Below are 24,745 nucleotides of genomic sequence, written 5' to 3'. Positions count from 1 at the left end.
AACCCGGAACCCGTATCGAAGAGGTTTCCGTTTTCCACGGTGCAGAGACTAATAACGTGAGTTCCCAAAGAGCGTAGGACTTTCCTTAAGATACAAACTTAATAAAAAACCCCACCCTCTCAAGCGAGAGGGTGGGGCCCCGACAATCAATCAAAGCGTACCTTTGACGCGCGACGCACCCGGAACACAATAGCCAGGAATGTTGCCTCCCGAACCAACCAGATCCCAGGCTGCCTTGACCTCGTCGGACCTGCCCCGGTCTCCCGTGGAGGGGCGCAGGAGCCTCCAACGCACACCGACGATGCCTCGGCCATTATTGCCTGTGACGTCTTGAAGCCAGACCTTCAAATCCAGCGGGACGGTCAAGCCAAGATTGACGTGTTGACTGTTGAGTTCGAATTCAGCGGTCTCTATGGGCGCACCGACAGGATCGCCAGGAGCGTTGAACGCGTATCTGACAGCCTCGATGATCACTATGTCGCCAACCAAGAGGAGCCCGGGATCCAGAATCTTGACAGGCACACCTAGCCAAGGCTGCCGAGCACAGTTAATGGCATAGGTGAAGTTCGGGTTGCCTGTAATAACCGTGGCATTTTCAAAGGTCACAGGTGTCAAGCTACCGATGTTGAAGATATCCACGACAACATCTTGATTCGGAGAATGCTTATAGTTGATGGCATCCCGAATAACGCAGTGGGTTTCAATGGTGCCGTTGCCCTTGACATCGATAGTGGCCCACGGCACGGTAAAAGGCACCGAAAAATCGGGCGCTTCCGCCCCGGTTACCGGGTAAGTCCCAACGACATCCCCCCCATAGACATAGTCAATGAAATCACCCGCTTCCAGCCCCGGTGGTAGGGTGAAAGTGACGGTAGCATCGAAGTTGCGATCTTTCTCGGAGAGACGGTTATCGGGTTTGGGGTCGGGGCCCCCACCGAGCAGAACGGGCTGTGCCAAGTTTGTGTCTACAGGGCCTTCACCAGGGTTTTGCCCACCGGGCTCACGCAGGTCGACATCCACTTGCACCACAGCTGCGTTGTAAGTGGGGCTGCTTTGGCGCTCAATCATGACTCTGATATCCGCCGTATAGAAATTCCCGCCTGCCGCAATAGCTGCAAAAGGTGCAGGGATGTCAATTGGGAAAACGGGCATGCCAACAGATTGACGATGGATCTCCATAGTCCCCCATAACACGACCAGGGTGTCGTTCTGCAAATGGCCGGTCAGGCTTTCCAACCGCACCGTTGCGCTGTTACGGGCCTCTGCTTTATCAACCAATGGCGCTTCCAACACACGGACGGGACCAAACACGGGCGCTTCGTTCAGACTCACTTGTACGTAGTTTGGAATAGACAACGTAGTCGTGTTGCCAGACCGATCAGTCAGGTTATATCTCACGTCTATCGAACCTGACCGCTCAAGAATCGTTGCAGTTGGAATATGACCAGTAATGTCGCCTGTCAATGGCACGTCATCCTCGATCGCAACGATATTGCTTCCCACAAATACTCGATATTTATCACCGCCACGCCGGTCTGCCGGCGTGGGAATGGTGAACTCCAAACCAGGTTTACCCACGAGAAAGGCTGGGGTCAGTTCGGTGCCGTAATCTTCTACCAGGACCCTCGAAGGTTGAGTGCCATAGTTAGGGTCCTGCGCATCGACGTAAACCCGATTGATGTTGTAATTAACGTCATTGTCGCTGAGGTTGAGCACATGAACACTAATGTCTTTGACACCGTTGGTTTGCAAGGCCGACTTGGGGCCCAAATTCACAATTACCGGATCAGGTAAAACATCAGCAGCACCGTAGGTATCAATGAATACCGGCCGGCCATCCACATAGACGGTGAGTATATCGAACGCATTAAAAAAGCCGGTACGGTCCCACAGGTCAACCGCTAGAGTGAGCCCGCTCAATTGAAGCGCCCTTGGCACCACATTCCGGTGGTTGTCGCCAGCAATGGCCGGCAATAAACCAGGGATCGTCGGAGCAGGTAAATATGTGGGATCGGGAACGGGTTCTTCCCACTCTTCCATGGGGCCTACAGGGTCGTGACTAACAGGTTTACTGGATGTGTTGGACATGATTCAAACTCCTCAAAAGAATAAGTATCTGTCCGGGCATAAAACGACGGTAAGACTAAACACCCGGGTGTCATTTTCTAAACGTATACCGACCCTGCAGAGGTCTGAATTAGCAAACCTGCTGGCGTCTCATTCATTTAATGGCATTTCCCTTTAACGCGTAACTGTCAAACTTGACAGTATCCCTTGCGGCTCGACTGTGATGCTCGCAACCACGAGCACCTCCTCCATTACAAGCGCATTGCACCCTACTCCACTACGCCTAATCGTCCGACACACAAGGCGGTGAGTTGGGCCGAATCAATGTGATGAACACCAACTTACGCTCGGAATACCCCATGCCTGCACCTGCCGGTTTGATGATCTGGTAGTGCGCAACCGCAGAGCCATGCCGAGGGTTGGTTTGCCCTTCTGGTGGCTTGATCAGCCCCGGAAGCAAGATGTATGGGTCAAACGGAACCTGAAAGACATATCCCTCACGGGCTTCTCGGGCCGTCAGCGTATGGCTGAAGGACTTGATGGTTTCAGGAATGACAGCGCCGGCGAAACCATTAGGGTGCGCATAACTGGCCCAGTGCAAAATCACCTCATCACCGCCGTCCAACAGCGTTGGATCCCCGGGTATTTTAACGCCGGCTCCGTTTACCCAAGGTCGTAGATGGCAGCCGATAAACCCGGCATCAGGACCGGGTCCGTACTCGACTCCTACATACTCAAGCGGTTTTAGCCCGACGAGCCGCACGATATTGACCATTACCGGCGTGTCTGACGCGCGTTGCCGGTTGACCCCGTTGAAGGTCCCGTAAAAGAAAGGAACCCAACCTGGCTCTAAAAACTCAATGATGTTCCAGTCGACCAACCACTCAATTTCCCGACCAGCGCTATCCCCCGCTTGTACGGTGTAGGTCGCGATGGGCCCGGGAAAGCTTCCCGCCATTAATTCCAACGTTTGACCAACATCGGGCGCGTCATACAACGAGGTAATCACGCGTACCGGTTTACCCTCGTCGTTGATAGTCAATTGGTTGTCACCGTCTACCCCCTTCACTGTCACCACGTCCAGCAATGTGTTGATAGGGTCTGGGTTATTCGGGCTCACCGGCCCGGCAACCGTCAGATCCACAGCAGCAAAGCGGGTGGTCGATGGCCTGGAGGGGGCAATGCCTCTCTGCCAACGGTATTCTGCCCTCACAACCCCGGAAACGAACTCGTAACCGCCGCTGGCCAACACCGAATACGGAATCGGCACCCTGATAGGCCAAACCTGAAAAGCTGAAATAACGATAGGGTCCAGCGGTATAAGATCCCATGACGGTAGGAGACGATCCCCCTCTGTTGAGCCGAATACTTCGAGGATATTCATATATACCCCGCCTTCAGCACGGGCGTCATTGAGGGTTATACGCCCATCATCCAACTGCGGAATTTCAACAGGACGCAGGTCGGTGGGCGTAGGCGTCAGATTGATTAACAGGGGAGCGGTACGTGATGGGCCCGACTCACGCCCCGAGCGGTCTTTCAAAAAGTACTGAGCGTTGTACTCCCGATTGGCCAGGCCGCGAAGAAAGGCGCCCGGGAAATGCACCTCGATGGGCCGAGCCCCATCCTTGTGCGCTTGAACAATGGTGGTGGTGGCAACGATGTCCAAATGGCGTGGACGTTTGCGCAAAGGCTTGAGAAAAGGCAGTGGTATTAAATAAGCCTCCACCACATCCCCCAAACGTATGTCCGGCCATATCAAATCAATAGTAGCTGTCACTCTGTCCAGATTGGCGGGATTATCCAGATATTCATCCGTTACGCCTTCATCTTCGATGACCTGCGGGAGCTGGAAACGCGGACCACGCAAGCCGTTATTTGGCCCGACCTTGTCACTGTCCAATATTGTCGAAAACGAAGGCTCCCCTGGGTTACCACTTGATTCTCTTAATATGACCTCGTAGCGCAATCTATGCAGGCCGGGTACATCCATGAGATGGGGAGGTACCAGAGAGTCAACGTCAGGCAGGTCGCTAGCATCATAAGGCGCCTGCAGCCTCTTCTCATCAAACATCTCGTCCCCCAAGAACCACTGGACAAGAGTGACATCCCCTGGATCAAGTACATTATTGCCGGGCCACAACGTAGGCACTTCAACCCTCAGCCCTGTGCTTTGAAAAAATACCGGTATTTTATAACCGCGGTCATCTGCCTCAAGGTCTAATACATCAGGTGCAACAGGTGCATCCAGGACCAGCACACCTGCTTTTGTGCCACGACTGGAAGGTGGGTTAAGCGGATCGTACTCAGACATATCGACTCTCCTAGACGACTATCAGGTTGAGGCCCTCGACCACCTAAAGGGTACTGACCCCATCCAAAGATCACGGAGAGTAGTTAAGGCAATTTGCCCCCAAGCGGATACTGTCAGAACTAACAGGTGCTGCGTCCCCTGCAGTTTTGTTCAGCCTGGCCAGAACGATAAAATTCTTTCGAATCATCGAATTGCAGATGTGAAACGGCATAGCACGCCTAACACGTATCAGACAGGCGGCAACCCCCAATCAATCGGTGTCTCACCGCTTTGCTCAAGAAACTTGTTGGCCCGGCTGAAATGCCCGCAGCCCAGAAACCCGCGATACGCCGACAACGGCGACGGATGCACCGACGTCAGCACCAGATGCTTGGTGGCATCGATCAGCTTCTGCTTGCTTTGGGCGTGAGCGCCCCACAGCAGAAACACCAGATGGGGCTGATGCTCACTGACCACCTCGATAATCCGATCGGTAAAGAACTGCCAGCCCTTGCCCGCGTGGGCATTGGCATTCGCCCGCTCTACAGTCATGGTGGTGTTGAGCATCAGCACGCCCTGGTCGGCCCAGCTTTGCAGGTAGCCGTGGTTGGGGATGTCGATGTTCAGGTCGCGCTTGAGCTCTTTATAGATATTGACCAGCGACGGCGGCGCCGGCACCCCCGGTTGTACCGAAAAGCACAGGCCATGGGCCTGGCCGGGACCGTGGTAGGGGTCCTGGCCGAGGATCACGACCTTGACCTTGTCCAGGGGCGTTGAATTGAGAGCGTTGAAAATCAACGGACCGGGCGGGTAGATCTCTTTGCCGGCGGCATGTTCCTGGCGCAGGAATTCGCGCAACTGGGCCATGTAGGACTTCTCGAACTCATCGCGCAAGGCGTGTTTCCAGCTGGGTTCGAGTTTGATACGGTCGCCATCGGTCATAGTTGAATTGTCTTGTAAAAAAGAATGAGGCGAACCCTAGGAAAGCCGACCCCGCTTGTCAATTGATCTGACACACCACCGGCACTTTCCCACGAAGGGATCATACTCATCCTTCACCTTCTCGATTGAGGTCACAATGAACCTGCACTTCGAAGAACTGGCCGGCAACGGCGGTGCGCGCATAGGCATCGCCAGCCTGGACGCTCAAAAATCCCTCAACGCCCTCTCCCTGCCCATGATTCTGGCGTTGGCAGAACGCCTGGATGCCTGGGCCAACGACCCGCAAATCGCCTGTGTGTTGTTGCGCGGCAACGGGCCAAAAGCCTTTTGCGCTGGGGGTGAAGTGCGCAGCCTGGCTCAGGAGTGCCGTGAACAACCCGGCGAAGTACCCGCCCTGGCCGCGCAGTTTTTTGCTGCCGAATATCGCCTCGACTACCGCTTGCATACCTACCCCAAGCCGCTGATTTGCTGGGGCCACGGCTATGTATTGGGCGGTGGTATGGGTCTGTTGCAAAGTGCCTCGGTACGTATTGTTACGCCGAGCAGTCGCCTGGCCATGCCCGAGATCAGCATCGGGTTGTACCCGGATGTAGGTGCCAGCTGGTTTCTGTCTCGCCTGCCGGGCAAGCTCGGTTTGTTCCTGGGCCTTACCGGCGCTCATGTCAACGGCCGCGACGCCCTGGACCTGGGTCTGGCTGACCGCTTCCTGCGTGATGACCAGCAAGACGAGTTGCTTGACGGTTTGCTGCAACTGAACTGGCAGGAACAGGCCGCAATGCAGCTCAACAGTTTGCTCAAGGCCCTTGCCCAGGAAGCGGTCGGCCACCAACCCGAAGCGCAATGGTTGCCGCGCCGTGGGCTGATCGACGAATGGCTGGATGTGGGTGATATACGGTGTGCCTGGCGTGCATTGAGCCTGTTGCGTGATCACAGCGATCCGCTCTTGGCCCGCGCGGGTAAAACCCTTAGCGAAGGCTGCCCGTTGACGGCACACCTGGTGTGGGAGCAGATTCAGCGTGCCCGTCATCTATCCCTGGCACAGGTGTTTCAGATGGAGTACACCATGAGCCTCAATTGCTGCCGTCATCCAGAGTTCGCCGAAGGTGTTCGAGCACGATTGATCGACAAGGACCAGGCACCTCATTGGCATTGGCCGGATATCAATACCCTTCCGGAAGCGGTGGTGCATGCGCATTTCAACAAGGCATGGGAAGGTAGGAATCCTCTGGCGGATTTATCTGACTACTGACAGGTCAGTGCGCTTGTCGTTGACGTTGAAAGCGCAGTTGTCAGGCTGGCTGTCCGTGCAGGTATATACCGGCAGTTTGAACGCACCGGGCCGCAGTTCCCAATACAAGGTGCTGGTCAATGACATGTTGATAATTTTACTGTCCTTGTAGGGTCTCAGCACTACAACCCCGTCCCAACCGGTGCGGTAGATGCACTTATCCATGTAGCCGTTTTCCCTCTGCTCTTGCTCACCCGGTATGAAGACCGCGCCGATGAATCCTTCGATAAGGCCCCGATACTTGACCTTCGGGCTTTGCCACCGTAGACCTTTGTCCTCGACGCGATAATGCCCGTCGACATACAAGACCTGCGCCGGGTAAGGACAGCCTTGCTCCGCTCTGGCCGATGCAACGATGCAGCTCGTCAGCAGGAGCACGCAAATAAGTCGTTTGAACATAGGGATTCCATCTGCTCAGTTTCACCACGCAAAGCGCAGGGCTTTTCGCTAGTGAAATACAGCTATCGCCTCAAAGATAGCTGTTAAATCTGACAGTACGGACATACGGTACCTATAAAAAACGGCGCTTGATGCGCCGCTTGTTTTTCAAGATATTTAACGATGACCGCCGCGGCCACCTCCGTGATCGGAACCACGCCCATGCCCGCCGTTGCCCCAGCGATTACCCCACCCTTGATTGGAGTAAGGTCGGTAACCCGCCCTTGGGTAATAACGCGGGGCCGGCTGGTAATAACGCGGCGCCGAATAATAGCGAGGTTGTGGTGCATAGTAGCGAGGCGCTGGGGTGTAATAACTGCGCCCATAGGGAGAATAACGCGGGCCGCCGTAATAATAGGCGGGCGCCGGTGCGGTATAGACTTCGGAGCGATAGTAAGTGGCGCCTCTATCGTAGTAGGGCACACAAGCTGACAAGGTCAGGCCGAGCAAAGCGATAAGCAGCAGTCGTCTATACATGGCGGCCTCCTGGACCGCGGAAGAGCTCCTCCAGCGACGCTGGAAAGCGGCATTCAGCCTTCACTGAATGACGAAATATCTGACATCAAAAACCGAATCTGGTGCGCCTGCGACATAAGTAGAAACATCTGTTTCAGACGAAGTGAGTGCCCGCCTTCAGGACGTGGCGATGGAACCGGACTCAGCGGCGCTGTATCGTGCAAGGACTTGTGCGCCCCTGCCCGATTCCTGCCTGAACCGACCGATGACCACACCCACCCTTTGCCCTGCCTGCGGCGCTCGTAACGACTGCACCCTGGCCGATCCGCGTACCGCCGACCAGCCCTGCTGGTGCTACAGCGTCACCATCGATCCGGCGGTGCTTGAAGCCTTGCCCGATGAACTGCGCAATAAAGCCTGCCTGTGCCCGCGCTGTGCCCAGGCGGACGAACAGTTGCGTAACCGCAATGCGCGTTGATCGTTTCCTCAGCAACCTGGCGCAGTTCAATCGCCAGCAAGTGCGCCTGCTGCTGGCGGGGCGCCGGGTGACCGTCGATGGTGTCGAGATCAGCAACCCTCATCATCCAGTGCGCGAATTCAGCCATGTCTGCGTTGACGGTGAAGTACTGCAGGCAGGCAAACCGGCGCGCTATTTCATGCTGCACAAACCCCAGGGCTGCGTGAGTGCCACATCGGACCCGCAACACCCCACTGTCCTGGACTTGCTGGATGTACCAGACAAGGCCGAGCTGCATATCGCCGGTCGCCTGGATTTCAATACCACCGGCCTGATGCTGATTACCAACGATGGCCAGTGGTCGCGGCGCCTGACGCAACCACAGACCAAGTTGCCCAAGGTTTACCGCGTGGAAACCGAGCAGGACATCGGTGCACAGTACGCGGTGACTTTTGCCGAGGGTGTGTATTTCGCTTTCGAAGATCTCACCACCCAACCTGCCGAACTTGAGTTGCTGGGCCCAAGGACGGCGCGCTTGAGCATCATCGAAGGCCGCTATCACCAAGTGAAGCGGATGTTTGGCCATTTCGACAATAAGGTGACCGGCCTGCATCGCGAGCGGATGGGCCCCTTGGCTCTGGATACAAGCCTTGCGCCGGGCCAATACCGGCCATTGACCGACGACGAAATCCGACAGGTCTGACGACCGTTCGGCCAGCGCCGGCAAAAATCCGGCCGTTCAACTTGCGGCCTGCCGGTTGTGCTGCTTGACTCAGGGCTTGCGCCACATCATGACTGATGAGTCGCCCTATAATCTCCAAGAAACACCTTGCCTCGCCCGCGCTTGATCTGCGGGCCATCCCGGCAAACCGCCCTTCATAACAATACCCGCCGGCCAGCCGTCATCGGACCGACATGGGCCCTCATTTCAAGGCGTATGCCTACCTGTCACAAAGCTCGTGCAGAGTGATCTGCGCGCACTACCCGCTTGCCAGGAGTCTTACGACATGAGGCCAGAAATCGCTGTGCTGGATATACAGGGTCAGTATCGGGTGTACACGGAGTTCTATCGCGCGGACGCGGCTGAAAAGACCATCGTCCTGGTCAATGGCTCCATGGCGACCACGGCGTCCTTCGCTCAAACCGTGAAAAGCCTGTACCCGCAATTCAATGTGGTTTTGTACGACCAGCCTTACGCCGGCCGTTCCAAAATCCATAACCGCCATGAGCAGATGCTGACAAAGGAAGTTGAGGGTCAGATTCTCCTGGAACTGCTCGATCACTTCGCCGCAGAGCATGTGCTGTCCTTTTCGTGGGGCGGTGCCGCCACGCTGGTCGCGCTTGCACACCGGCCTCGACGTGTGGAAAAAGCCGTGATCAGCTCATTCTCGCCAGTGATCAACGCACCAATGCGCGATTACCTTGAGCGCGGTGTCGACTACCTCGGCAACCTCGACCGCGACCGCGTCGGCCACCTGGTCAACAGCACCATCGGCAAGCATCTGCCGTCGCTGTTCAAGCGCTTCAACTACCGCCACGTCAGCAACCTGGCCGAGCACGAATATGGGCAGATGCACTTTCACATCAGCCACGTACTCAACAGCGATCGGCTGTGCTACCTCAGGGCGGCCAAACAGATCGACATTCCGGTGTTGTTCTTGAATGGCGAATGGGATGAATACACCAGCGCCGAGGATGCCCGGCTGTTTGGCCAGCATGTGGCCAAGAGCAGCTTCAGCACCATCCAGGCCACGGGGCACTTTCTGGATATGGAGCACAAAGCGGCGTGCCGGGATAGCCGTGAGGCAGTGGTGGGCTTCTTGAAACCAGAGCGACAGGTGAGCCGGCTGCGATATCACCAGGGGCAGACGCAGCATGCAGCTACCCTTTGAAATGGAGACTGGCGACGGCGAACAAGCGCCCTCGCCACACGCAACCCACACATTTTTCAAAGAAAAACTTCAAATTGCAGCGAACATCTGGTACAAAGTCAGCCGCTCTGAGCGGGTATAGTTTAGTGGCAAAACGAAAGCTTCCCAAGCTTTAGTTGAGGGTTCGATTCCCTCTACCCGCTCCACTTGAAAGTGGCACCTGCGTCAGGCTAAATCTGGCGAAGGATGCATAGAAACCGGTCCCTGGTGACCGGTTTTTTTATGCCTGGGATTTGAGATTCAAGAACGTTGTGCACTGACCCGTTTGGGTTTGACAGGCTTCCAGCCCACCAACGCGATCAACAGGCTCAGCAGTTGCAAACCGATGATCAGCCCCACACACCCGGCCCAGCCCCAGCGCTCCCAAATCAGCGCCGGCACGATAGCTCCGCAGCTACCGCCCAGGTAGTAACAGGTCAGGTAGACCCCCACTGCTCTTGCTTTGCTGTCGCCAGCGTTGGCGGTGATGAAGGCATTGGCAGCGGCTTGGGCGAGGAACACGCCGGTGGAGCTGAAGGCCAGGCCTACCACGATGCACCCCAGGGAAGGCACCAGGGTCAGGGCCGAACCACAAACGCCCAGCACCGCGGCGATGCTCAGCAGTTCTGCCTGTGGGCGGGCTTTGCTGAGGCGGCCGGCGATGGGTATCACGATCAGCGCCAACAGAAATACGGTGTACAGCGCTCCCAAGGCCGCAGGCCCGAGGTTGAAAGGCGGTAGGCCAAGGTACAAACCTGCGTAGGTGAAGGCGGCGACCTGTGAAAATAACACGCAAAAACCTACGGCATACGCAGCCATCAGCGGCGTGCGTAAAACACCTGACCAAGCCGCCTTGGCCAGCTTCGCCCGCGGGCGATTGGCGGGCAGCAGAAACTGGATAAAACCGCCGACCATCAAGCTCAACACGGCCAGCCACTCAAACGCTTCGCGCCAGCCCACGTACTCGGTCACCACCCCGGTGACGAACCGCCCGGCGAACCCACCCAGCACGGTACCCGCCACATACAGGCTGGTGACTTCAGTCACCGTGCCACCGCTCCAGCGATCGCCGATGTAAGCCACGCTCGTGGCAAACACTATGGGGATCAGCATGCCCTCGACAAAGCGCCAAACCAACACTTCGGCGAAGCTGTCAGCATAAGCCGTCATCAACGCCGGCCCCGCCAGCAACAGCGCCGCCAGGCTTATCACCGTGCGTTGCTCGAAGCGTCGGGTCAGGTGGCTGACAAATGGCGCAGTGATCGCCACCGCCAGCGTGGTCACGGTAATGCTCCAGCCAGCAGCCTTGGCGCTGATGTCGAACTGCGCCGCAAACACCTGCAGGATGCTCTGGGTGGCGTAGAGGTTGAGGAACGCCGCGCAGCCACACAGGAACAGGGCAAGGCGGGCACAATGCAGGCGCGGTTTCATGAAACCTCTCGTTTTATTTTGTGCGGCCTTTATAGAATGGCCGGCGTGCCTTTAACCAATACCGAATTCCGACCGATTGATACCCAAGGATCAGGATGCTCGACCTACGCAAGCTGCGTTACTTTCTGACGGTCGCTGAAGAACTGCACTTCGGCCGTGCGGCACTTCGCCTGCATCTGGCCCAACCGCCGCTGACTCGGCAGATTTCTGCGCTGGAGGCAGAGTTGGGGTTCAAGCTGTTTGACCGCACCAGCCGCACGGTCACCCTCACCGCTCAGGGGTGTTCGTTCCTGCCCTATGCCCGCGGTGTGTTGGAGCAAGTAGAACTGGCGCAAGTGATCGCGCGTAAATTGACCGCCGGCACTGCGGGCCAACTGGCACTGGGATATGCCAGTTCAATCGCGCTGTCGGACCTGTTCAGCCAGGCGATCCAGGCATTCGCCCAGCGCTTTCCCGATGTGCAGTTGACCCTGGTGGAATGCGCCTCCGGCAGCCTGGGCGCCCAGGTGGCGGACGGACGCCTGGATATCGGCTTGAGCCGACTGATGCCGCAAAGCGCCGATGTCCAGGCGTTATCGCTGGGTGAGGAGCGGTTGGTGGCCGCCGTCTCCAGCGACAGCCCATTGGCCCGCCAAACGATGCTCGGCGTGGCGCAACTCAGCACTTATCCGCTGATTCTGTTTCCGGCCGATTACGGGTCGGGCTTGAACCAGTCCATCGAGCAACTTTACCGACACCACGGCCAGCCCCTGCGCCCTGGGCCGACCGGGCGACAGATCACTTCGATCATTGCCTTGGTAGCGGCCGGGCAAGGCGTTGCGCTGGTCCCGGAATGTACCCAGAGCTTGATGAACAAAGGCGTGACGTATCGACCGCTGCAGGAAGTGGACGCATGTGCGCAGTTATTGGTACTTACCCCGACATCAGGAAGAGGCGTATTGGTGGACGCATTTATTGGTGTACTTGAACAAGCATTACACATCCCGTAATACGGCGAAAAATCCCGCAATACGTCTCGGCGGCGCCATTCCAGCGCCGCCATACACTTCCTTCAACCGCTACCGAAATACCGGACATCGACCATCGGTAGGTAGAGTGTTGATAATTTTTTTTCAGTAGTTATAGTCACCACCAACACACACCACAAGGAGGTGATGTGGATAGCCGCTATTTGATAGGTCACATCGTTGAAGACGGTTGGTATCTGGTGCGCATCAGGGGCAGTCATCATCACTTCAAGCACCCGACAAAGCCCGGTCTGGTCACGATTCCTCATCCAAAAAAGGACCTGCTGGATAAAACCGCCAAGAGCATTTTGAAACAGGCTCTGCTGAGTTAACCGTCCCTGGAGGGCAACACACATGCTTTATCCCATCGCAATTTCAACGGGCGACGAGGACCACGCCTGGGGCGTGGAAGTCCCGGATATTCCCGGGTGCTATTCCGCCGGCGATGACCTGGACGACGCCATGGCCATGGCCCGCGAAGCCATCGAGGGGCACTTCGAGATCCTTGCAGAAGATGGCGCGCCGATCCCCAGCGCGCAGAAAGTCACCTTGCACGCCGCCAACCCACAGTACGCAGGCTGCACCTGGGCGGTGGTAGACATCGACGTCACCAAGTACCTGGGCAAGGCGCAAAAACTCAACATCACCCTGCCGGGGTATCTGTTGAATCGCATCGATGACTACGTACTGAATCACCCGGAAGAAAAAAGCCGCTCGGGGTTTCTGGCGTCCGCGGCACTCAAGGTATTGCAACAGGATCGATAATCGCGGCGAAGCAACACCGAAGGGTTTACCGCAACGTTCAACTGACAAGAATTTGACCGCAAGAAACGCAGTTTCCAGGCCCGCTGGCGGAACTAGAGTAGCGTCATCCCCATTAAACGCCTGTTCGAGGAGCACGCTCATGACTTACCAATTCAAGCTCATGCCTTCCCCTGTCGGTGAACTGACCCTGGTGGCGCGCAACGGCAAACTGAGCGCCATTTTATGGGAAGTGGAACGCGCGAACCGTGTGCGCCTGGGTGAATTGGTCGAGGCCAATGACAGCCCGGTATTGCTGGAAACCCAACGCCAGTTAACGGAATACTTTGCCGGATCGCGCAATCGGTTTGAGCTGGAGCTGGATTTCGCCGGTACCGATTTTCAGAAACAGGTTTGGCGGGCTCTGCTGACAATTCCCTTCGGCGAAACGCGCAGCTACAGCCAGATTGCCCAACAGATCGGCAACCCCAAGGCTGTACGCGCAGTCGGTGCGGCGAATGGGCGTAATCCGATCTCGATTGTCGCCCCCTGCCACCGGGTGATTGGCGCATCAGGCGGGCTGACAGGATTTGCCGGGGGGTTGCAGGCCAAGCAGTATTTGCTGGCGCTGGAAGGCGCAGGTCAGGCAGAGCTGGCGCTCTGACTTTGGCGGCGACTGAACTGCTTGCCGAGATATTTGTTAAAAGAAATTTCAGAGAACTGCCGTGGTCAATTGTTCATCACCTCTTCACACAGGAAACGGTAATGAAATTCTCCACGGTCTCGCAAACCCTGTCCCGCTGGGCAGGCAGCCCCCGAACCTTCTACACAGCCGTCGCACTGATCCTGATATGGAGCCTGAGCGGACCCTATTTCCACTACAACGACACCTGGCAACTGATCATCAATACCTCGACGACCATTATCACGTTCCTGATGGTGTTCCTGATCCAGAACACGCAAAACCGCGACAACGATATCCTGCATATCAAGATTGATGAGCTGCTGCGCGTATCCAAGGATGCCCAGAATGCCGTGCTCAGCCTCGACGGCCTGGACCGCAAGGAACTGGAAAAGCTGCGCCAGGAATACCGCAACATTGGCAACACCAGCAGCCTGAGTTTGAACAACGGTTGCGCTGACAACGCTGCGCCGACCAAGACAGACCTGAACCAGGCATAAAAAAACGGCGGTTGGGTAGGCCCCAACCGCCGATTTCATTTCACGCTACGGTCTCAACCGTCGCCTTGATGACCCTTGCCATAGGTCGACGCCAGGGCACGGGCTTTTTGCAGACGCTCTTCGAGCTTGGGCAGCGTCTCATCCACCAGCGCTTTTATCTCCGGCACATCCGACGCGGCACCTTCTTTCTTGAACAGGGCGATGGCGTCTTCGTTTTCCTTGACCTGCTGTGCGGTATAGGCAGCGTCAAAGGAGTCGCCATCCTTGAGTTCAGGCATCAGGGTTTCGGCTTTATCGACGATCTTTTCCCGAGGCGCGACCGGCAAATCGAGCTTCTTGGCAATGGCTGCCAAGTGCTGGTTGGCCAGGGTGCGCTCGTTGATGACCTCAATGGTGTAGTCCTTGATCTCTTGGGACGAGGTCTTGGCGTGGGCCATGCGACTGGTTTCGATATCGGCCATACCTTTGGCCGAAGCCTGCTCGATAAATTCAGCAGGCGACTGGGCGAAAGCATTGCTGGCGCCGAGGCCCAGCAGCATCGCGAAACTGGCGGTGCGTAACCGGATAGCCATGCGGCTCATGATGGGTTCCTCCAGAGCAAAAATAGGTACGGGGATCTACACCCGCCCTGGATTCGAATTTTCAGAGCCGCAAAGGTTTAGAAAAAACTTGTCCGTGCGACGAACGGTTGTCGTCATTTCACGCCGGCTTGCTTGCGAACAAGCCCGGCAATGCATGCGCCAGGGCATTAATGGCAAAGCCGATGAACATCACGCCGCAGAGCTTGGTGATCAGGATTTCATGGCGTTGATACACCGTACGTACTCGTTGGGCGCCGACCACGCCGATCAAAATCCCATAGGCCAACAGGCCGCCCACAAAGCTCAGGAAGATCAGCGACGGCAGCATCGACCACGTCAACAACTCGGCACGGCTGGACAGCAACGCGGTGAAGGTCGCCACGGCAACCGGATAGGCTTTGGGGTTGGTCAAGCCGAACACAATGCCATGCCAGAACGGGTGCCGCGCGGCGCCCTGGGGGGCATCGCCGTTGCGGCGCTGGGTACGGATCGCCCGCCAGCCGAGCCAGAACAGATACACACCGCTGAGTACGCCCAATACATCAAACGCACTGCTGCCCACTTCTCGCGCACCGACGATGGCAATCAGCGCAGTACTGCACCACACCACATCGCCGAGCAAATGCCCGCACAAAAAACCCGCTCCGGCACGCCGGCCACGCGCAGCACCGATGCCGAACACGGCCAAAACACCTGGGCCTGGCGTAATACCGTAGATAAAACCCGAAGCAAGGACGGCGAGCAGCAAGGATGGGGTCATGAATAGACGCTCTGAGGGACTCTTAAAGGTGATTGATTCTGCATGTTTCACTGCGCTGGGTAAAACTTCATTCCTGCGTAAGGCTTGGCGCGACAAGCTTGCAGGCGCGAGGCCAGATCGCCGACATGAACCTCCAGCTTGTGGCCGTCGGGATCGAGGAAATAAAACGACGCGCCTTCGCTGCGGTTGTCACGCCACTCCTGCACGCCGGCGGCCCGCAGGCGTTCGACCAATGCGGTGAAATCAGCGGCATCGACGGTGAAGGCATAGTGGGTGTAATCCATTGCCGCAGTGGTCGAGCGCACCGGATCCAGCGACAGGCACAGCCAAAGCCCGGGCAAGGAAAGGTAAGCACCATTGTCCCAAGTGGCATCGAGTTGAACACGCAGCAGATCGTGATAAAAACTGACGCTGCGCGGCACGTCGGTGACGGCCAGGGTCAGGTGGTTGAAGCCGGTTAGCATTTAGGTTTTCTCTTATTATCGGTGACCATCGGACAATACACCGCACACCCGCCCAATCAACCACTGCAACCCAGAATCACCACCCCGCCGCACATGCCAGGCGAGCTCAAAAGCAAACGAGGGAATATGAAACGGCGGTGGCACGGTCAGCAAATGTTGATGGTCGATATTCAGTAAACCCCGGGACGACACCGTCAAAATCAGATCCGTGCCCTCGATCAACTGAGGCGCCACGCCCCAGTGTGGCAGGCTGATTGCCACATGCCGCCGTTCACGTATCGCAGCCAGTGCCCGTTCGATTTCCGGCGTACCGCTGCCGCGCATCTCCAACAGTACATGTGGGCGTGACAGGTAAGTCGGCAGGTCCAGCGCACCGCTGGGTGCAAGGCTGTGGCGGTCGACCAGGCAGGTGTAATGCTCTTCGAACAATGGCGTCGTACACAGTTCGGCGGGCATGTCGGGGAATACGCCCGCCGCCAGGTCGAGATCGCCATTGAGCACGCCGTCAACCATACCTTCGCGGCTGGCCTGGATGATCTGCAGGTCGATGCCCGGCGCTTCGCTGCGCAGGACGCGGACCAATCCAGGTAGGAGGATCGCTGCGCTGTAGTCTGACATCGCCACGCGAAAGCGGCGCTTGGCCGAGGTGGGGTCAAAACGATTCGGCGCCAATAATGCCTGCACTTGGCCCAGCGCTTCGGCCAATGGCGCTGCCAACTCCAGAGCCCGAGCCGTGGGCACCAGCGCGCCGCCCTGACGCACCAACAGCGGGTCGCCAAGCATATCGCGCAGCCGGGCCAACGCGTGGCTCACCGCCGGCTGGCTCAGGTGCAGACGCTCGGCGGCGCGGGTCACGTGTTGCTCGCAGAGCAAGGCGTCGAGGATCACCAGCAGGTTGAGGTCGATGCGGCGTAGATCATTCATCAGCTGCATGGTCTGTATAAGAACTTGGAATTTAAATCTGCGCGACGAATAGCCTAGAGTCCAGCGAAACTTCTGGGAGCATGGAGATGAGCGTGTTGCATTGGATGGGTTTGTTAGCGCTGGCGGTGATCGCCGGAGCCGTGGTGCCGTTTCAAAGTGCAATCAACGCTAATCTTGGGCGCGGCCTCGGCCATCCATTGTGGGCCACGTTGGCGTCGTTGCTGGTAAGTATCATCGTGCTGCTGCCAGTGATTATCGCTTTGCGTCTGCCCTTGCCGAGCCTGACGTTTATCACCAAGGCTCCGTTGTGGACGTGGGCCGGTGGCGCCTTCGGTGTCTGTTTTATTTCACTGGCGTTGATGCTGCTGCCCAAACTCGGTGCGTCAGGGTTTATTGCGTTGGCGATGGCCGGTCAGATTCTAGCGTCGTTGCTGCTCGACCATTTCGGCCTGTTCGGCCTGGTGCAACGCCAACTGACAACGCCGCGGGTGTTGGGCGCGTTGCTGCTGATCGGCGGCGTGGCATTGATCCAGTTCAGTGGCGCTCAGCCGCCAGGCGATTGATCTGGGCCTGCTCTACCACCGGCTGCGGCGCGCCCAGGCTCGCGGCCTGTAACATTGCCCGGCCGACAGTCTCGGTGCTCACCACCCAAGCCGGTTTTACCCGCCGCACAAACGAAAGCACCGGCCCCAGCACGCTATAAAAAGCTTGATACACGGGCGTCTTCGAGCGCACGCCGTGCAACGGCTGAATGATCCCCGGACGGAACAGGTACACCGCCTTGAACGGCAGGCGCAGCAAGGCGTTTTCCGTCTTGCCCTTGACCCGCGCCCACATCGATTGGCCCGTCTCGGAACTGTCCGTGCCGGCGCCGGACACGTAGATAAAGGTCATCTGCGGATTAAGCCGCGCCAGGGTACTGGCAGCTACCAGGGTGAGGTCATAGGTGAGGTGGGTATACCGGGCTTCGTTCATGCCCGCCGACGAGACACCGAGGCAGAAGAAACACGCATCAAACCCTTGCAGCAGGTTCTCCAGGGGCTGGAAGTCGAGCATGTCGCTGTGCAGCACCTGGTGCAGCTTGCTGTGTTGCTGGGTCAGGGGCGTACGGCCGACGGCGACCACTTCCTGCACATCCGCCGCCAGCAGGCACTCGCGCAGCACGCCCTGGCCGACCATGCCGGTGGCGCCGAATAACAGAACTCTCATTAGGGAACCTCAGCGGCACGCCGCAAGCTTGCTCAAGTAGAACGCGTTGAGCGTGTAGCTTAACGCCTGCCGCCTGAGGCTGCCCTATCAAAACGCGCTACGAAATATCTCCTCAATCTGACGCTGATCCGCCCGTCGTGGATTGGTCAGCCCGCACGCGTCCTTCAGCGCGTTGGCGGCCAGCACTGGGATGTCCTGCAACTTGGCACCCAGCTCACGCAGGCCGGTGGGGATTTCCACGTCCTGGGACAGCCGACGGATTGCCGCAATGGCGGCCTGGGCGCCCTCCTCCACGGTAATGCCCTTGATGTCCGCGCCGAGGGCGCGGGCCACGTCGCTCAAGCGCTTGGCACTGACGCTGGCATTGAAGCTTTGTACGTGGGGCAGGAGCACGGCGTTGCAGACGCCATGGGGCAAGTCGTACAGACCGCCCAGTTGGTGAGCCATGGCATGCACAAATCCCAGGGACGCGTTGTTGAATGCCATGCCGGCGAGGAACTGCGCGTAAGCCATGTTTTCCCGTGCGGCCATGTCGTTGCCGTCGCGCACCGCCAGGCGCAGGTTGGCACTGATCAGCTCGATGGCCTTGATCGCACAGGCGTCGGTGATCGGTGTGGCGGCGGTGGACACGTAGGCTTCGATGGCGTGGGTCAGCGCATCCATCCCCGTGGCGGCGGTGAGGCCCTTGGGCATACCGACCATCAGCGCCGGGTCGTTGACCGATAGCAGCGGCGTGACGTTGCGATCGACGATGGCCATTTTCACGTGACGGGTTTCGTCGGTGATGATGCAAAACCGCGTCATCTCGCTGGCAGTGCCGGCGGTGGTGTTGATGGCGACCAGTGGCAGTTGCGGCTTGCTCGACTGGTCAACGCCTTCATAGTCGCCGATGCGTCCACCGTTGGTGGCGCACAAGGCGATGCCCTTGGCGCAGTCATGGGGCGAGCCGCCGCCCAGGGACACCACGAAATCGCAGGCCGTCTGTTGCAACAGCGCCAGCCCCTTCTCGACGTTTTCCACCGTGGGGTTGGGCTTGGCGCCGTCGTAGATCACCGAGTCGATATCCTGCATCGCCAGCTTCTCGGCGATCATGCTGGCCACGCCAGCCTTGGCCAGGCCGGCGTCGGTAACGATCAAGGCTTTACGAAAGCCGTAGGCGCGAATGGCGGTCATGGCTTCGTCGAGGCAGTCGCTGCCCATGATGTTGACGGCGGGGATGAAGAATGTGCTGCTCATGGTCGATCCTCAGAGGCTTTATGCCGACAGAATCCACCGGTACCGCATGGCGCATCTTGATCAGGATCAACTTCAGCTCGTGATAAAGTCACCCTTCAGCCGATTTCGAGTAGACCCGCCGCAATGAAGGATTTCCAGGATATTGACGCCCACCTTGAAGACTGGAGCGCCCTGCGCGACGCCATCGACTTCAACGGGATTCTGATCGGCAACGGCGCCAGCCGCACGATCTGGGAAGACTTTGCCTACGACTCGCTGTTTGAAAACGCTCGCACCGTTGAAGAAAAACCCCTGAGCCAATCCGAACTCAGCGTGTTCGATGCCCTGCAAACCCGCAGTTTCGAGCAAGCCCTGGGCGCCTTGAAAACCACCAGCCGGGTCAACAAGGCCCTGGCGGTCAGTTCGGCGGCGCCGCGTAATCGCTATTACGCGATCAAGGAAGCGTTGATCAACACCATTCACACCGTACACATCCCCTGGCGCCTGGTGCAGCCATCGACCCTGGCAACGATCAACAATGAGTTGGCACGCTACGCCACCGTCTTCACCAGCAACTACGATTTGCTCAACTACTGGGCAATCCTGCACACGCCCGGGATCGACGACCTGTTCCGCAGCGCCGATTCAAGCTTCGACCTGCGCAATACCCACACCGACACCACGCGCATTCTCTACCTGCACGGCGGCCTGCATCTGGTGCGCAACCTTGACGGCACAGCGCGCAAACTGCCGTCCACCGACAGCACCTTGCTCAGCAGTTTCGCGATCAACAACACGATCAAGACGCTGGACGATGTGCCGCTGTTCGTCAGTGAAGGCAAGGTGGAAGAAAAGCTCAAGAGCATTCGCAGTTCGGATTATCTGTCGTTCTGTTATGAGCAGTTGCTGAGCCATGAAGGCGCGTTGTGCATTTTCGGCCATGACTTGGGGCCGCAGGATAAACACCTGGCGGATGCGATTCGCCAGGCCGGTATCACCACCCTGGCGATCTCGGTGTCGGGGCGCACTGATGGCTTTATTCGTCAGCAGAAACAGCGGTATTCAGAGTTGTTTGAGGGCAGTGGCGCAACGCTGAGATTCTTTGCAGCGCGCACGCATGCGTTGGGTAATCCAGTGCTGTCAGTACCGGTCGAACGCTGAGCAAAATGTGGGAGCGGGCTTGCTCGCGAATGCGGTGGGTCAGTCAACATTTTCAGTGACTGACACTGCGCTTTCGCGAGCAAGCCCGCTCCCACATTTGATTGCATTTCAAATCGGGATCAGCGTCATTCCTCAGCGCTGTGCACCACCACCAGCAACTGCGCCTGCACCTCTCCCACCGAGCGAATCCGGTGGGGTTTCTGCGCATTGAAATGCAGCGCATCGCCGCGCTCCAACAGCACCCGCTCGCTCATGAAATCCACTTCCACCTGGCCTTCATGCACGAACAGAAACTCTTCCCCCAAATGCTCCTTGAAGGTCTTGTCGGTAAACTCCGCCGGCGGGTAGATGATGAACGGCAACAGGCTGCGCTCGCTCACCTGATGGGCAAGTACCGCATAACCCGGTGACGTGTCGGGCCGTTCATGGCTGCGCACCAGGCTGTAGCTGTCGAGGCTGACGTTGCCTTCGCTGAACAGCTCTTCGACTTTCACGTTCAGCGCCTTGGCCAGTTTCAGCGCAGCAGCAATGGACGGTGTGTTGAGCCCACGCTCCACTTTCGACAGGTAACTCTTGGTCATCCCGGACTTTTCGGCCAGGGCCTCCAGGGTTACGCCAAGTTTCTTTCTCAGTAATTTCAAACGGATAGACATTTGCTGCGGTTAATCCATGCAGAAAGCGATGAGCCGTGCTTGCCAATGACACAAAGTGTCATATAGCATCTTTAGTGTCATTTGCAGTCACCCAACGACCTTGCGAGCAGCGGGCGAGCAGCAAATCCGACGTCCATTGAACTACCCAAAGGACACCGATATGGCCAAGACATTAGCACTCCCAAAAGACCAACTGGTCAAGCAAGCCCTGAGCCAGATGCAAAACAGCCTGGCAGATAATACGTGGACCGAGCGCCAAAAGCTGGCGCTGACTTGCCGAATTCTGTTCGAACACGGCCACGACTCCGGCCTGGCCGGGCAAATTACCGCACGCGGGCCTGCGCCTGGCACCTACTACACTCAGCAACTGGGCCTGGGTTTTGACGAAATCACCGCCAGCAACCTGCTGCTGGTCAACGAAGACCTGGAAGTGCTCGAAGGTCATGGCATCCCCAACCCGGCCAACCGCTTTCACACCTGGGTGTACCGCGGGCGCCCGGATGTAAACTGCATCATCCATACACACCCCACGCACATTGCCGCGCTGTCGATGCTGGAAGTGCCGTTGCAGGTGTCGCATATGGACCTCTGCCCGCTGTATGAAGATTGCGCGTTCCTGGAGGCCTGGCCCGGCGTGCCGGTGGGCAATGAAGAGGGGGAAATCATCACCACGGCGCTGGGCGACAAGCGCGCCATCCTGCTCTCGCACCACGGCCAGTTGTCCACCGGGGCCAGCATCGAAGAAGCCTGTGTCATCGCGCAGTTGATCGAGCGGGCGGCCAAGTTGCAGTTGCTGGCGATGTCCGCGGGCACCGTCAAGCCGATCCTGCCAGAGCTGGGGCGCGAGGCCCACGACTGGATTTCCAAGCCCAAGCGCCACGGCGCTGCGTTCAATTACTACGCGCGGCAGAATCTGCGTAAACATGCCGATTGCCTGAACTGATCGCCCCCTTTTTTCGACCGGAGTTTTCCCATGTCCAATCCAACTATTCACGGCATCATCGGCTACACCATCACCCCGTTCAGTGCTGATGGCCAGCGTGTTGACTTCGACGCACTCGGGCGTTCTATCGACCGCTTGATCGACAGCGGCATCCACGCCATCGCGCCGCTGGGCAGCACCGGCGAAGGCGCTTACCTGAGCGATGCCGAGTGGGACGAAGTCAGTGCCTACAGCATCGAGAAAGTCGCCAAACGCGTACCGACCATTGTCAGCGTGTCCGACCTGACCACCGCCAAGGCCGTTCGCCGTGCGCGCTATGCCGAGGCGCACGGTGCCGATGTGGTCATGGTGCTGCCCGCCTCATACTGGAAACTCAGCGAAGCGCAAATCCTCGCCCACTACGCCGCAATCGGCGACAGCATCGGCGTGCCGATCATGCTCTACAACAACCCGGCCACCAGCGGTACCGACATGTCGGTGGAGTTGATCCTGCGCATCCTCAAGCAGGTCGACAACGTGACCATGGTCAAGGAAAGCACGGGCGACATCCAGCGCATGCACCAGTTAAAACTGGAGAGTGACGTGCCGTTCTACAACGGCTGCAACCCGCTGGCCCTGGAAGCTTTCGCGGCCGGTGCCAAAGGCTGGTGCACCGCGGCGCCGAACTTAATCCCCCAACTCAATCTGGACCTGTATCAGGCAGTGCTGGCCAATGACTTGAATAAAGCGCGAGAGCTGTTCTACCGACAGTTGCCGTTGCTGCAATTCATCCTCAAGGGCGGGTTGCCGACGACGATCAAGGCCGGGTTACGCCTGACCGGGCTGGAGGTGGGGGATCCCAGGTTGCCGGTGTTCCCGTTGGGTGAGGCGGGGATCGAGCAACTCAAAACACTTCTGAAATAAACCCAGGGCCTGTGTGGGAGGGGGCTTGCTCCCTCCCACAGTTGAATTGAGTACAGCCTTTAAACAGAGACAAATAGCAATAATTCTCGATATCATTCACGACCTTTCCACTTCGTGCTTCGTCAAGAAGGATATCCATGTCTCGTCCCAAGCCCGACCCGTCGTCGGCCGATGCCTGTCGCGGGTTTTATGCAGATATTCTGTATTTCCTGCGTAAACGCACGGACAACGCCAGCGACGCGGCGGACATGACTCAGGATGTCTTTACCCAGTGGCTGGGCTACCGCGACCGAGCCAAGGTCGAGCAGCCCCGGGCGTTTCTGTTCCAGATGGCGCGCAATCTGTTGCGCGATCACTGGCGCAAACAGAAGGTACGGCACACCGCCCATCCCGATCACGCCGAAATGGATACCGAGCCGGTCACCGACGAACAGCACGACCCCATGGCCGCCGCCCTTCGCCTGCAACGCCTGGAACAGTTGAAAGAAGTCCTCGCCGAACTCTCGCCCCGCCGGCGAGAAGCCCTTATGCTGCACCGCTTCGAAGGCTTGAGCCAGGCACAGATCGCCGAACGCATGGGCATTTCGACCAGCATGGTAGAAAAGCACATTGCCTTGGCCCTGCTGCATTGCAAGCGACGCCTTCAATCCGACCCCGGCACGGAGCAGCCAGAATGAACCGCCTGAGCGACATCGACGCCCTGGACAGCCAAGCGAGCGACTCCATCGACGCCCAGGCCGCCAGTTGGTTTGCACGCAACCGCAACGCTGCCAGCCGTGCCGACCGCAAAGCCTTTGCCGCCTGGCAGGCGGTGCCAGCCCATGCGCGTGCCTATGCCGAATTCGAACAGCTGTGGGCCGACCTGGCCCAGTTGCAACAACTGAACAAACCGCTTCCGCTGGCCAAACGCAAACGCCCCCTCTGGCGCCCAGCCCTTGCGGTGGCCGCTGCCGTGCTGTGCGCCGTGTTGGCGACCCACATCGGCGCGCCCCGCGAGCTGTATCACACCCAGGTCGCCGCTCATGCCAAAGGTATGCGTACCTTGAACCTGCCCGATGGCAGCACCCTGTACGTGAATGCCAACACCCGCATCCGCGTGGACTTCAGCGCCCATCAACGTGTCCTGCATCTGGACAAAGGCCAGCTGTATATCGAAGTGGCGGCCGACAAGGAGCGGCCACTCTACGTGCAAGCCGGCGAGTCGATCATACGGGTGGTGGGCACTGGTTTTGACGTGCGCCGCGGCCAGCAGCAACTGGTGGTGAGCGTTGCCCATGGCCAGGTGGCGTTCGAGCCGGACAGCAAAAGCCCCACCACCCTGCTCGGCGCCCGGCAACGTGCCGCTTACAGCTACGCCAAAGGCACCCTGCAACAACAAACCCTCAGCGCTGAAGAAGTGGCCGATTGGCGCAGCGGGCATTTATCGTTTCGCAATCGCGAACTGGCCAGCCTGATCGACGAGCTGAGCCTGTACCGTCCCCAGGCGCCGTTGCAGGTCAGCAAGGCCGTGGCGCAACTCAAGGTGTCGGGCAACCTGGATGTGAATGACCCCGATGCCCTGCTCAACGCCTTGCCCGCCCTGTTGCCGGTAAAAACCGTGGTCTTGGCCGATGGCAGTGTGAAAATCGAGCCGAGCAAATAGCCTGCATACTGCCCACATGAGAATATTTTGCATTCGCATGTGTGGTTTTTTTGGTCTGCCCCGTCTTCCTCCTGTCCG

Annotated in this window: 28 protein-coding genes and 1 tRNA gene; 16 read left to right on the top strand and 13 right to left on the bottom strand. The window is 58.1% G+C overall.

Annotation, left to right across the window (positions count from 1 at the left end):
* Positions 1 to 150: 150 nt before the first annotated feature.
* The 3 genes from FW800_RS01105 to ung form a co-directional block, all read right to left on the bottom strand.
* Positions 151 to 2,088 carry a hypothetical protein gene (locus FW800_RS01105; RefSeq protein WP_446436795.1) on the bottom strand — a complete coding sequence of 646 codons (1,938 nt, stop codon included), beginning with the start codon at positions 2,086 to 2,088 and terminating at the stop codon, positions 151 to 153.
* A gap of 262 nt (positions 2,089 to 2,350) precedes the next feature.
* Entirely contained in the window at positions 2,351 to 4,381 is a 2,031-nt protein-coding gene (locus FW800_RS01100) for a hypothetical protein (RefSeq protein ID WP_446436794.1), read from the bottom strand.
* Positions 4,382 to 4,609: 228 nt separating this feature from the next.
* Complete coding sequence (gene ung / locus FW800_RS01095; RefSeq protein WP_446436793.1) at positions 4,610 to 5,302, bottom strand: uracil-DNA glycosylase; 693 nt, start codon at positions 5,300 to 5,302, stop codon at positions 4,610 to 4,612.
* Between the two features lie 136 nt (positions 5,303 to 5,438).
* Here ung and FW800_RS01090 point away from each other — a divergent pair, with 136 nt between their 5' ends.
* The gene (locus tag FW800_RS01090; RefSeq protein ID WP_446436792.1) at positions 5,439 to 6,551 is read left to right on the top strand and encodes an enoyl-CoA hydratase/isomerase family protein; all 1,113 of its coding nucleotides are present in this window, start codon (positions 5,439 to 5,441) and stop codon (positions 6,549 to 6,551) included.
* On the opposite strand, the gene FW800_RS01085 is transcribed toward FW800_RS01090, so the two are convergent.
* Together FW800_RS01085 and FW800_RS01080 are read right to left on the bottom strand one after the other, a co-directional pair.
* Positions 6,537 to 6,989: a DUF3757 domain-containing protein gene (locus FW800_RS01085; RefSeq protein WP_446436791.1), complete on the bottom strand. Its 453-nt coding sequence runs from the start codon at positions 6,987 to 6,989 to the stop codon at positions 6,537 to 6,539. The genes FW800_RS01090 and FW800_RS01085 overlap by 15 nt on opposite strands.
* 156 nt (positions 6,990 to 7,145) lie before the next feature.
* The gene (locus FW800_RS01080; protein ID WP_446436790.1) at positions 7,146 to 7,505 is read right to left on the bottom strand and encodes a hypothetical protein; all 360 of its coding nucleotides are present in this window, start codon (positions 7,503 to 7,505) and stop codon (positions 7,146 to 7,148) included.
* Between the two features lie 244 nt (positions 7,506 to 7,749).
* Here FW800_RS01080 and FW800_RS01075 point away from each other — a divergent pair, with 244 nt between their 5' ends.
* From FW800_RS01075 to FW800_RS01060, 4 genes are all read left to right on the top strand, one after another.
* The gene (locus FW800_RS01075) at positions 7,750 to 7,962 is read left to right on the top strand and encodes a cysteine-rich CWC family protein (RefSeq protein WP_005785969.1); all 213 of its coding nucleotides are present in this window, start codon (positions 7,750 to 7,752) and stop codon (positions 7,960 to 7,962) included.
* Entirely contained in the window at positions 7,952 to 8,644 is a 693-nt protein-coding gene (locus tag FW800_RS01070) for a pseudouridine synthase (RefSeq protein WP_446436789.1), read from the top strand. The genes FW800_RS01075 and FW800_RS01070 overlap by 11 nt, the downstream gene beginning before the upstream one ends.
* Positions 8,645 to 8,948: 304 nt before the next feature.
* Complete coding sequence (locus tag FW800_RS01065) at positions 8,949 to 9,833, top strand: alpha/beta fold hydrolase (protein WP_005785967.1); 885 nt, start codon at positions 8,949 to 8,951, stop codon at positions 9,831 to 9,833.
* Between the two features lie 111 nt (positions 9,834 to 9,944).
* A tRNA-Gly gene (locus FW800_RS01060) sits at positions 9,945 to 10,018 on the top strand.
* Between the two features lie 94 nt (positions 10,019 to 10,112).
* Here the strand turns inward: FW800_RS01060 and FW800_RS01055 are convergent.
* The gene (locus FW800_RS01055) at positions 10,113 to 11,282 is read right to left on the bottom strand and encodes an MFS transporter (RefSeq protein ID WP_446436788.1); all 1,170 of its coding nucleotides are present in this window, start codon (positions 11,280 to 11,282) and stop codon (positions 10,113 to 10,115) included.
* A gap of 95 nt (positions 11,283 to 11,377) precedes the next feature.
* Between FW800_RS01055 and FW800_RS01050 the strand changes: the two genes are divergently transcribed.
* The 5 genes from FW800_RS01050 to FW800_RS01030 all read left to right on the top strand — a co-directional run bounded on the left by FW800_RS01050 (position 11,378) and on the right by FW800_RS01030 (position 14,212).
* Positions 11,378 to 12,271 (top strand): LysR family transcriptional regulator, encoded by an 894-nt coding sequence (locus FW800_RS01050; protein WP_446436787.1) that lies wholly within the window; start codon positions 11,378 to 11,380, stop codon positions 12,269 to 12,271.
* A 167-nt stretch (positions 12,272 to 12,438) separates the two neighbouring features.
* Positions 12,439 to 12,621 carry a type II toxin-antitoxin system HicA family toxin gene (locus FW800_RS01045; protein WP_446436786.1) on the top strand — a complete coding sequence of 61 codons (183 nt, stop codon included), beginning with the start codon at positions 12,439 to 12,441 and terminating at the stop codon, positions 12,619 to 12,621.
* Positions 12,622 to 12,643: 22 nt separating this feature from the next.
* Positions 12,644 to 13,054: a type II toxin-antitoxin system HicB family antitoxin gene (locus FW800_RS01040; RefSeq protein ID WP_032877288.1), complete on the top strand. Its 411-nt coding sequence runs from the start codon at positions 12,644 to 12,646 to the stop codon at positions 13,052 to 13,054.
* A 139-nt stretch (positions 13,055 to 13,193) separates the two neighbouring features.
* A complete protein-coding gene (locus tag FW800_RS01035) occupies positions 13,194 to 13,694 on the top strand; it encodes a methylated-DNA--[protein]-cysteine S-methyltransferase (protein ID WP_032877289.1) in 501 nt (166 codons plus the stop codon).
* A gap of 101 nt (positions 13,695 to 13,795) precedes the next feature.
* Entirely contained in the window at positions 13,796 to 14,212 is a 417-nt protein-coding gene (locus tag FW800_RS01030; protein WP_446436785.1) for a low affinity iron permease family protein, read from the top strand.
* A 53-nt stretch (positions 14,213 to 14,265) separates the two neighbouring features.
* On the opposite strand, the gene FW800_RS01025 is transcribed toward FW800_RS01030, so the two are convergent.
* From FW800_RS01025 to FW800_RS01010, 4 genes are all read right to left on the bottom strand, one after another.
* Complete coding sequence (locus FW800_RS01025; protein ID WP_005785958.1) at positions 14,266 to 14,793, bottom strand: DUF4142 domain-containing protein; 528 nt, start codon at positions 14,791 to 14,793, stop codon at positions 14,266 to 14,268.
* A 118-nt stretch (positions 14,794 to 14,911) separates the two neighbouring features.
* Entirely contained in the window at positions 14,912 to 15,553 is a 642-nt protein-coding gene (locus tag FW800_RS01020) for a LysE family translocator (RefSeq protein WP_032877291.1), read from the bottom strand.
* 47 nt (positions 15,554 to 15,600) lie between these two features.
* Positions 15,601 to 16,017, bottom strand: coding sequence for a fosfomycin resistance glutathione transferase (gene fos, locus FW800_RS01015; RefSeq protein WP_122735491.1), 417 nt, complete (start codon positions 16,015 to 16,017; stop codon positions 15,601 to 15,603).
* A gap of 15 nt (positions 16,018 to 16,032) precedes the next feature.
* On the bottom strand, positions 16,033 to 16,950 hold the full coding sequence (locus tag FW800_RS01010; RefSeq protein WP_179119798.1) for a LysR family transcriptional regulator: 918 nt from the start codon (positions 16,948 to 16,950) through the stop codon (positions 16,033 to 16,035).
* Between the two features lie 77 nt (positions 16,951 to 17,027).
* Here FW800_RS01010 and FW800_RS01005 point away from each other — a divergent pair, with 77 nt between their 5' ends.
* Positions 17,028 to 17,504 (top strand): DMT family transporter, encoded by a 477-nt coding sequence (locus FW800_RS01005; RefSeq protein ID WP_078820525.1) that lies wholly within the window; start codon positions 17,028 to 17,030, stop codon positions 17,502 to 17,504.
* Here the strand turns inward: FW800_RS01005 and FW800_RS01000 are convergent.
* On the bottom strand, positions 17,476 to 18,150 hold the full coding sequence (locus FW800_RS01000) for an NAD(P)H-binding protein (protein WP_446436784.1): 675 nt from the start codon (positions 18,148 to 18,150) through the stop codon (positions 17,476 to 17,478). The genes FW800_RS01005 and FW800_RS01000 overlap by 29 nt on opposite strands.
* Before the next feature lie 87 nt (positions 18,151 to 18,237).
* On the bottom strand, positions 18,238 to 19,386 hold the full coding sequence (gene yiaY / locus FW800_RS00995; protein ID WP_078820523.1) for an L-threonine dehydrogenase: 1,149 nt from the start codon (positions 19,384 to 19,386) through the stop codon (positions 18,238 to 18,240).
* 123 nt (positions 19,387 to 19,509) lie between these two features.
* On the opposite strand from yiaY, the gene FW800_RS00990 reads away from it, so the two are divergent.
* Complete coding sequence (locus FW800_RS00990; RefSeq protein WP_446436783.1) at positions 19,510 to 20,526, top strand: DUF4917 family protein; 1,017 nt, start codon at positions 19,510 to 19,512, stop codon at positions 20,524 to 20,526.
* A 125-nt stretch (positions 20,527 to 20,651) separates the two neighbouring features.
* On the opposite strand, the gene FW800_RS00985 is transcribed toward FW800_RS00990, so the two are convergent.
* The gene (locus FW800_RS00985) at positions 20,652 to 21,179 is read right to left on the bottom strand and encodes a helix-turn-helix domain-containing protein (RefSeq protein WP_005785945.1); all 528 of its coding nucleotides are present in this window, start codon (positions 21,177 to 21,179) and stop codon (positions 20,652 to 20,654) included.
* 160 nt (positions 21,180 to 21,339) lie between these two features.
* Here FW800_RS00985 and FW800_RS00980 point away from each other — a divergent pair, with 160 nt between their 5' ends.
* From FW800_RS00980 to FW800_RS00965, 4 genes are all read left to right on the top strand, one after another.
* Complete coding sequence (locus tag FW800_RS00980; protein WP_005785944.1) at positions 21,340 to 22,122, top strand: aldolase; 783 nt, start codon at positions 21,340 to 21,342, stop codon at positions 22,120 to 22,122.
* A 30-nt stretch (positions 22,123 to 22,152) separates the two neighbouring features.
* Positions 22,153 to 23,025: a dihydrodipicolinate synthase family protein gene (locus FW800_RS00975; protein WP_005785942.1), complete on the top strand. Its 873-nt coding sequence runs from the start codon at positions 22,153 to 22,155 to the stop codon at positions 23,023 to 23,025.
* A gap of 137 nt (positions 23,026 to 23,162) precedes the next feature.
* Positions 23,163 to 23,702: an RNA polymerase sigma factor gene (locus tag FW800_RS00970; RefSeq protein ID WP_032877298.1), complete on the top strand. Its 540-nt coding sequence runs from the start codon at positions 23,163 to 23,165 to the stop codon at positions 23,700 to 23,702.
* On the top strand, positions 23,699 to 24,667 hold the full coding sequence (locus tag FW800_RS00965; protein ID WP_032877299.1) for a FecR family protein: 969 nt from the start codon (positions 23,699 to 23,701) through the stop codon (positions 24,665 to 24,667). The genes FW800_RS00970 and FW800_RS00965 overlap by 4 nt, the downstream gene beginning before the upstream one ends.
* Positions 24,668 to 24,745 lie beyond the last annotated feature (78 nt).

It is taken from the genome of Pseudomonas sp. 910_23, from assembly GCF_052850795.1.
This window is presented reverse-complemented; position numbering and strand designations above follow the sequence as displayed.

What these genes read in the sequence shown, in the direction of transcription:
- FW800_RS01000 (WP_446436784.1), bottom strand. Translation starts at nt 18,150, where the DNA reads ATGAGAGTTCTGTTATTCGGCGCCACCGGCATGGTCGGCCAGGGCGTG.
- FW800_RS01005 (WP_078820525.1), top strand. Translation starts at nt 17,028, where the DNA reads ATGAGCGTGTTGCATTGGATGGGTTTGTTAGCGCTGGCGGTGATCGCC.
- FW800_RS01105 (WP_446436795.1), bottom strand. Translation starts at nt 2,088, where the DNA reads ATGTCCAACACATCCAGTAAACCTGTTAGTCACGACCCTGTAGGCCCC.
- FW800_RS01070 (WP_446436789.1), top strand. Translation starts at nt 7,952, where the DNA reads ATGCGCGTTGATCGTTTCCTCAGCAACCTGGCGCAGTTCAATCGCCAG.
- FW800_RS01020 (WP_032877291.1), bottom strand. Translation starts at nt 15,553, where the DNA reads ATGACCCCATCCTTGCTGCTCGCCGTCCTTGCTTCGGGTTTTATCTAC.
- FW800_RS01030 (WP_446436785.1), top strand. Translation starts at nt 13,796, where the DNA reads ATGAAATTCTCCACGGTCTCGCAAACCCTGTCCCGCTGGGCAGGCAGC.
- FW800_RS00990 (WP_446436783.1), top strand. Translation starts at nt 19,510, where the DNA reads ATGAAGGATTTCCAGGATATTGACGCCCACCTTGAAGACTGGAGCGCC.
- FW800_RS01100 (WP_446436794.1), bottom strand. Translation starts at nt 4,381, where the DNA reads ATGTCTGAGTACGATCCGCTTAACCCACCTTCCAGTCGTGGCACAAAA.
- FW800_RS00965 (WP_032877299.1), top strand. Translation starts at nt 23,699, where the DNA reads ATGAACCGCCTGAGCGACATCGACGCCCTGGACAGCCAAGCGAGCGAC.
- FW800_RS01050 (WP_446436787.1), top strand. Translation starts at nt 11,378, where the DNA reads ATGCTCGACCTACGCAAGCTGCGTTACTTTCTGACGGTCGCTGAAGAA.
- FW800_RS01055 (WP_446436788.1), bottom strand. Translation starts at nt 11,282, where the DNA reads ATGAAACCGCGCCTGCATTGTGCCCGCCTTGCCCTGTTCCTGTGTGGC.
- FW800_RS00970 (WP_032877298.1), top strand. Translation starts at nt 23,163, where the DNA reads ATGTCTCGTCCCAAGCCCGACCCGTCGTCGGCCGATGCCTGTCGCGGG.
- FW800_RS01040 (WP_032877288.1), top strand. Translation starts at nt 12,644, where the DNA reads ATGCTTTATCCCATCGCAATTTCAACGGGCGACGAGGACCACGCCTGG.
- FW800_RS01085 (WP_446436791.1), bottom strand. Translation starts at nt 6,989, where the DNA reads ATGTTCAAACGACTTATTTGCGTGCTCCTGCTGACGAGCTGCATCGTT.
- yiaY (WP_078820523.1), bottom strand. Translation starts at nt 19,386, where the DNA reads ATGAGCAGCACATTCTTCATCCCCGCCGTCAACATCATGGGCAGCGAC.
- FW800_RS01025 (WP_005785958.1), bottom strand. Translation starts at nt 14,793, where the DNA reads ATGAGCCGCATGGCTATCCGGTTACGCACCGCCAGTTTCGCGATGCTG.
- FW800_RS01080 (WP_446436790.1), bottom strand. Translation starts at nt 7,505, where the DNA reads ATGTATAGACGACTGCTGCTTATCGCTTTGCTCGGCCTGACCTTGTCA.
- FW800_RS01090 (WP_446436792.1), top strand. Translation starts at nt 5,439, where the DNA reads ATGAACCTGCACTTCGAAGAACTGGCCGGCAACGGCGGTGCGCGCATA.
- FW800_RS00985 (WP_005785945.1), bottom strand. Translation starts at nt 21,179, where the DNA reads ATGTCTATCCGTTTGAAATTACTGAGAAAGAAACTTGGCGTAACCCTG.
- FW800_RS00975 (WP_005785942.1), top strand. Translation starts at nt 22,153, where the DNA reads ATGTCCAATCCAACTATTCACGGCATCATCGGCTACACCATCACCCCG.
- fos (WP_122735491.1), bottom strand. Translation starts at nt 16,017, where the DNA reads ATGCTAACCGGCTTCAACCACCTGACCCTGGCCGTCACCGACGTGCCG.
- FW800_RS01010 (WP_179119798.1), bottom strand. Translation starts at nt 16,950, where the DNA reads ATGCAGCTGATGAATGATCTACGCCGCATCGACCTCAACCTGCTGGTG.
- FW800_RS00980 (WP_005785944.1), top strand. Translation starts at nt 21,340, where the DNA reads ATGGCCAAGACATTAGCACTCCCAAAAGACCAACTGGTCAAGCAAGCC.
- FW800_RS01065 (WP_005785967.1), top strand. Translation starts at nt 8,949, where the DNA reads ATGAGGCCAGAAATCGCTGTGCTGGATATACAGGGTCAGTATCGGGTG.
- FW800_RS01035 (WP_032877289.1), top strand. Translation starts at nt 13,194, where the DNA reads ATGACTTACCAATTCAAGCTCATGCCTTCCCCTGTCGGTGAACTGACC.
- FW800_RS01075 (WP_005785969.1), top strand. Translation starts at nt 7,750, where the DNA reads ATGACCACACCCACCCTTTGCCCTGCCTGCGGCGCTCGTAACGACTGC.
- ung (WP_446436793.1), bottom strand. Translation starts at nt 5,302, where the DNA reads ATGACCGATGGCGACCGTATCAAACTCGAACCCAGCTGGAAACACGCC.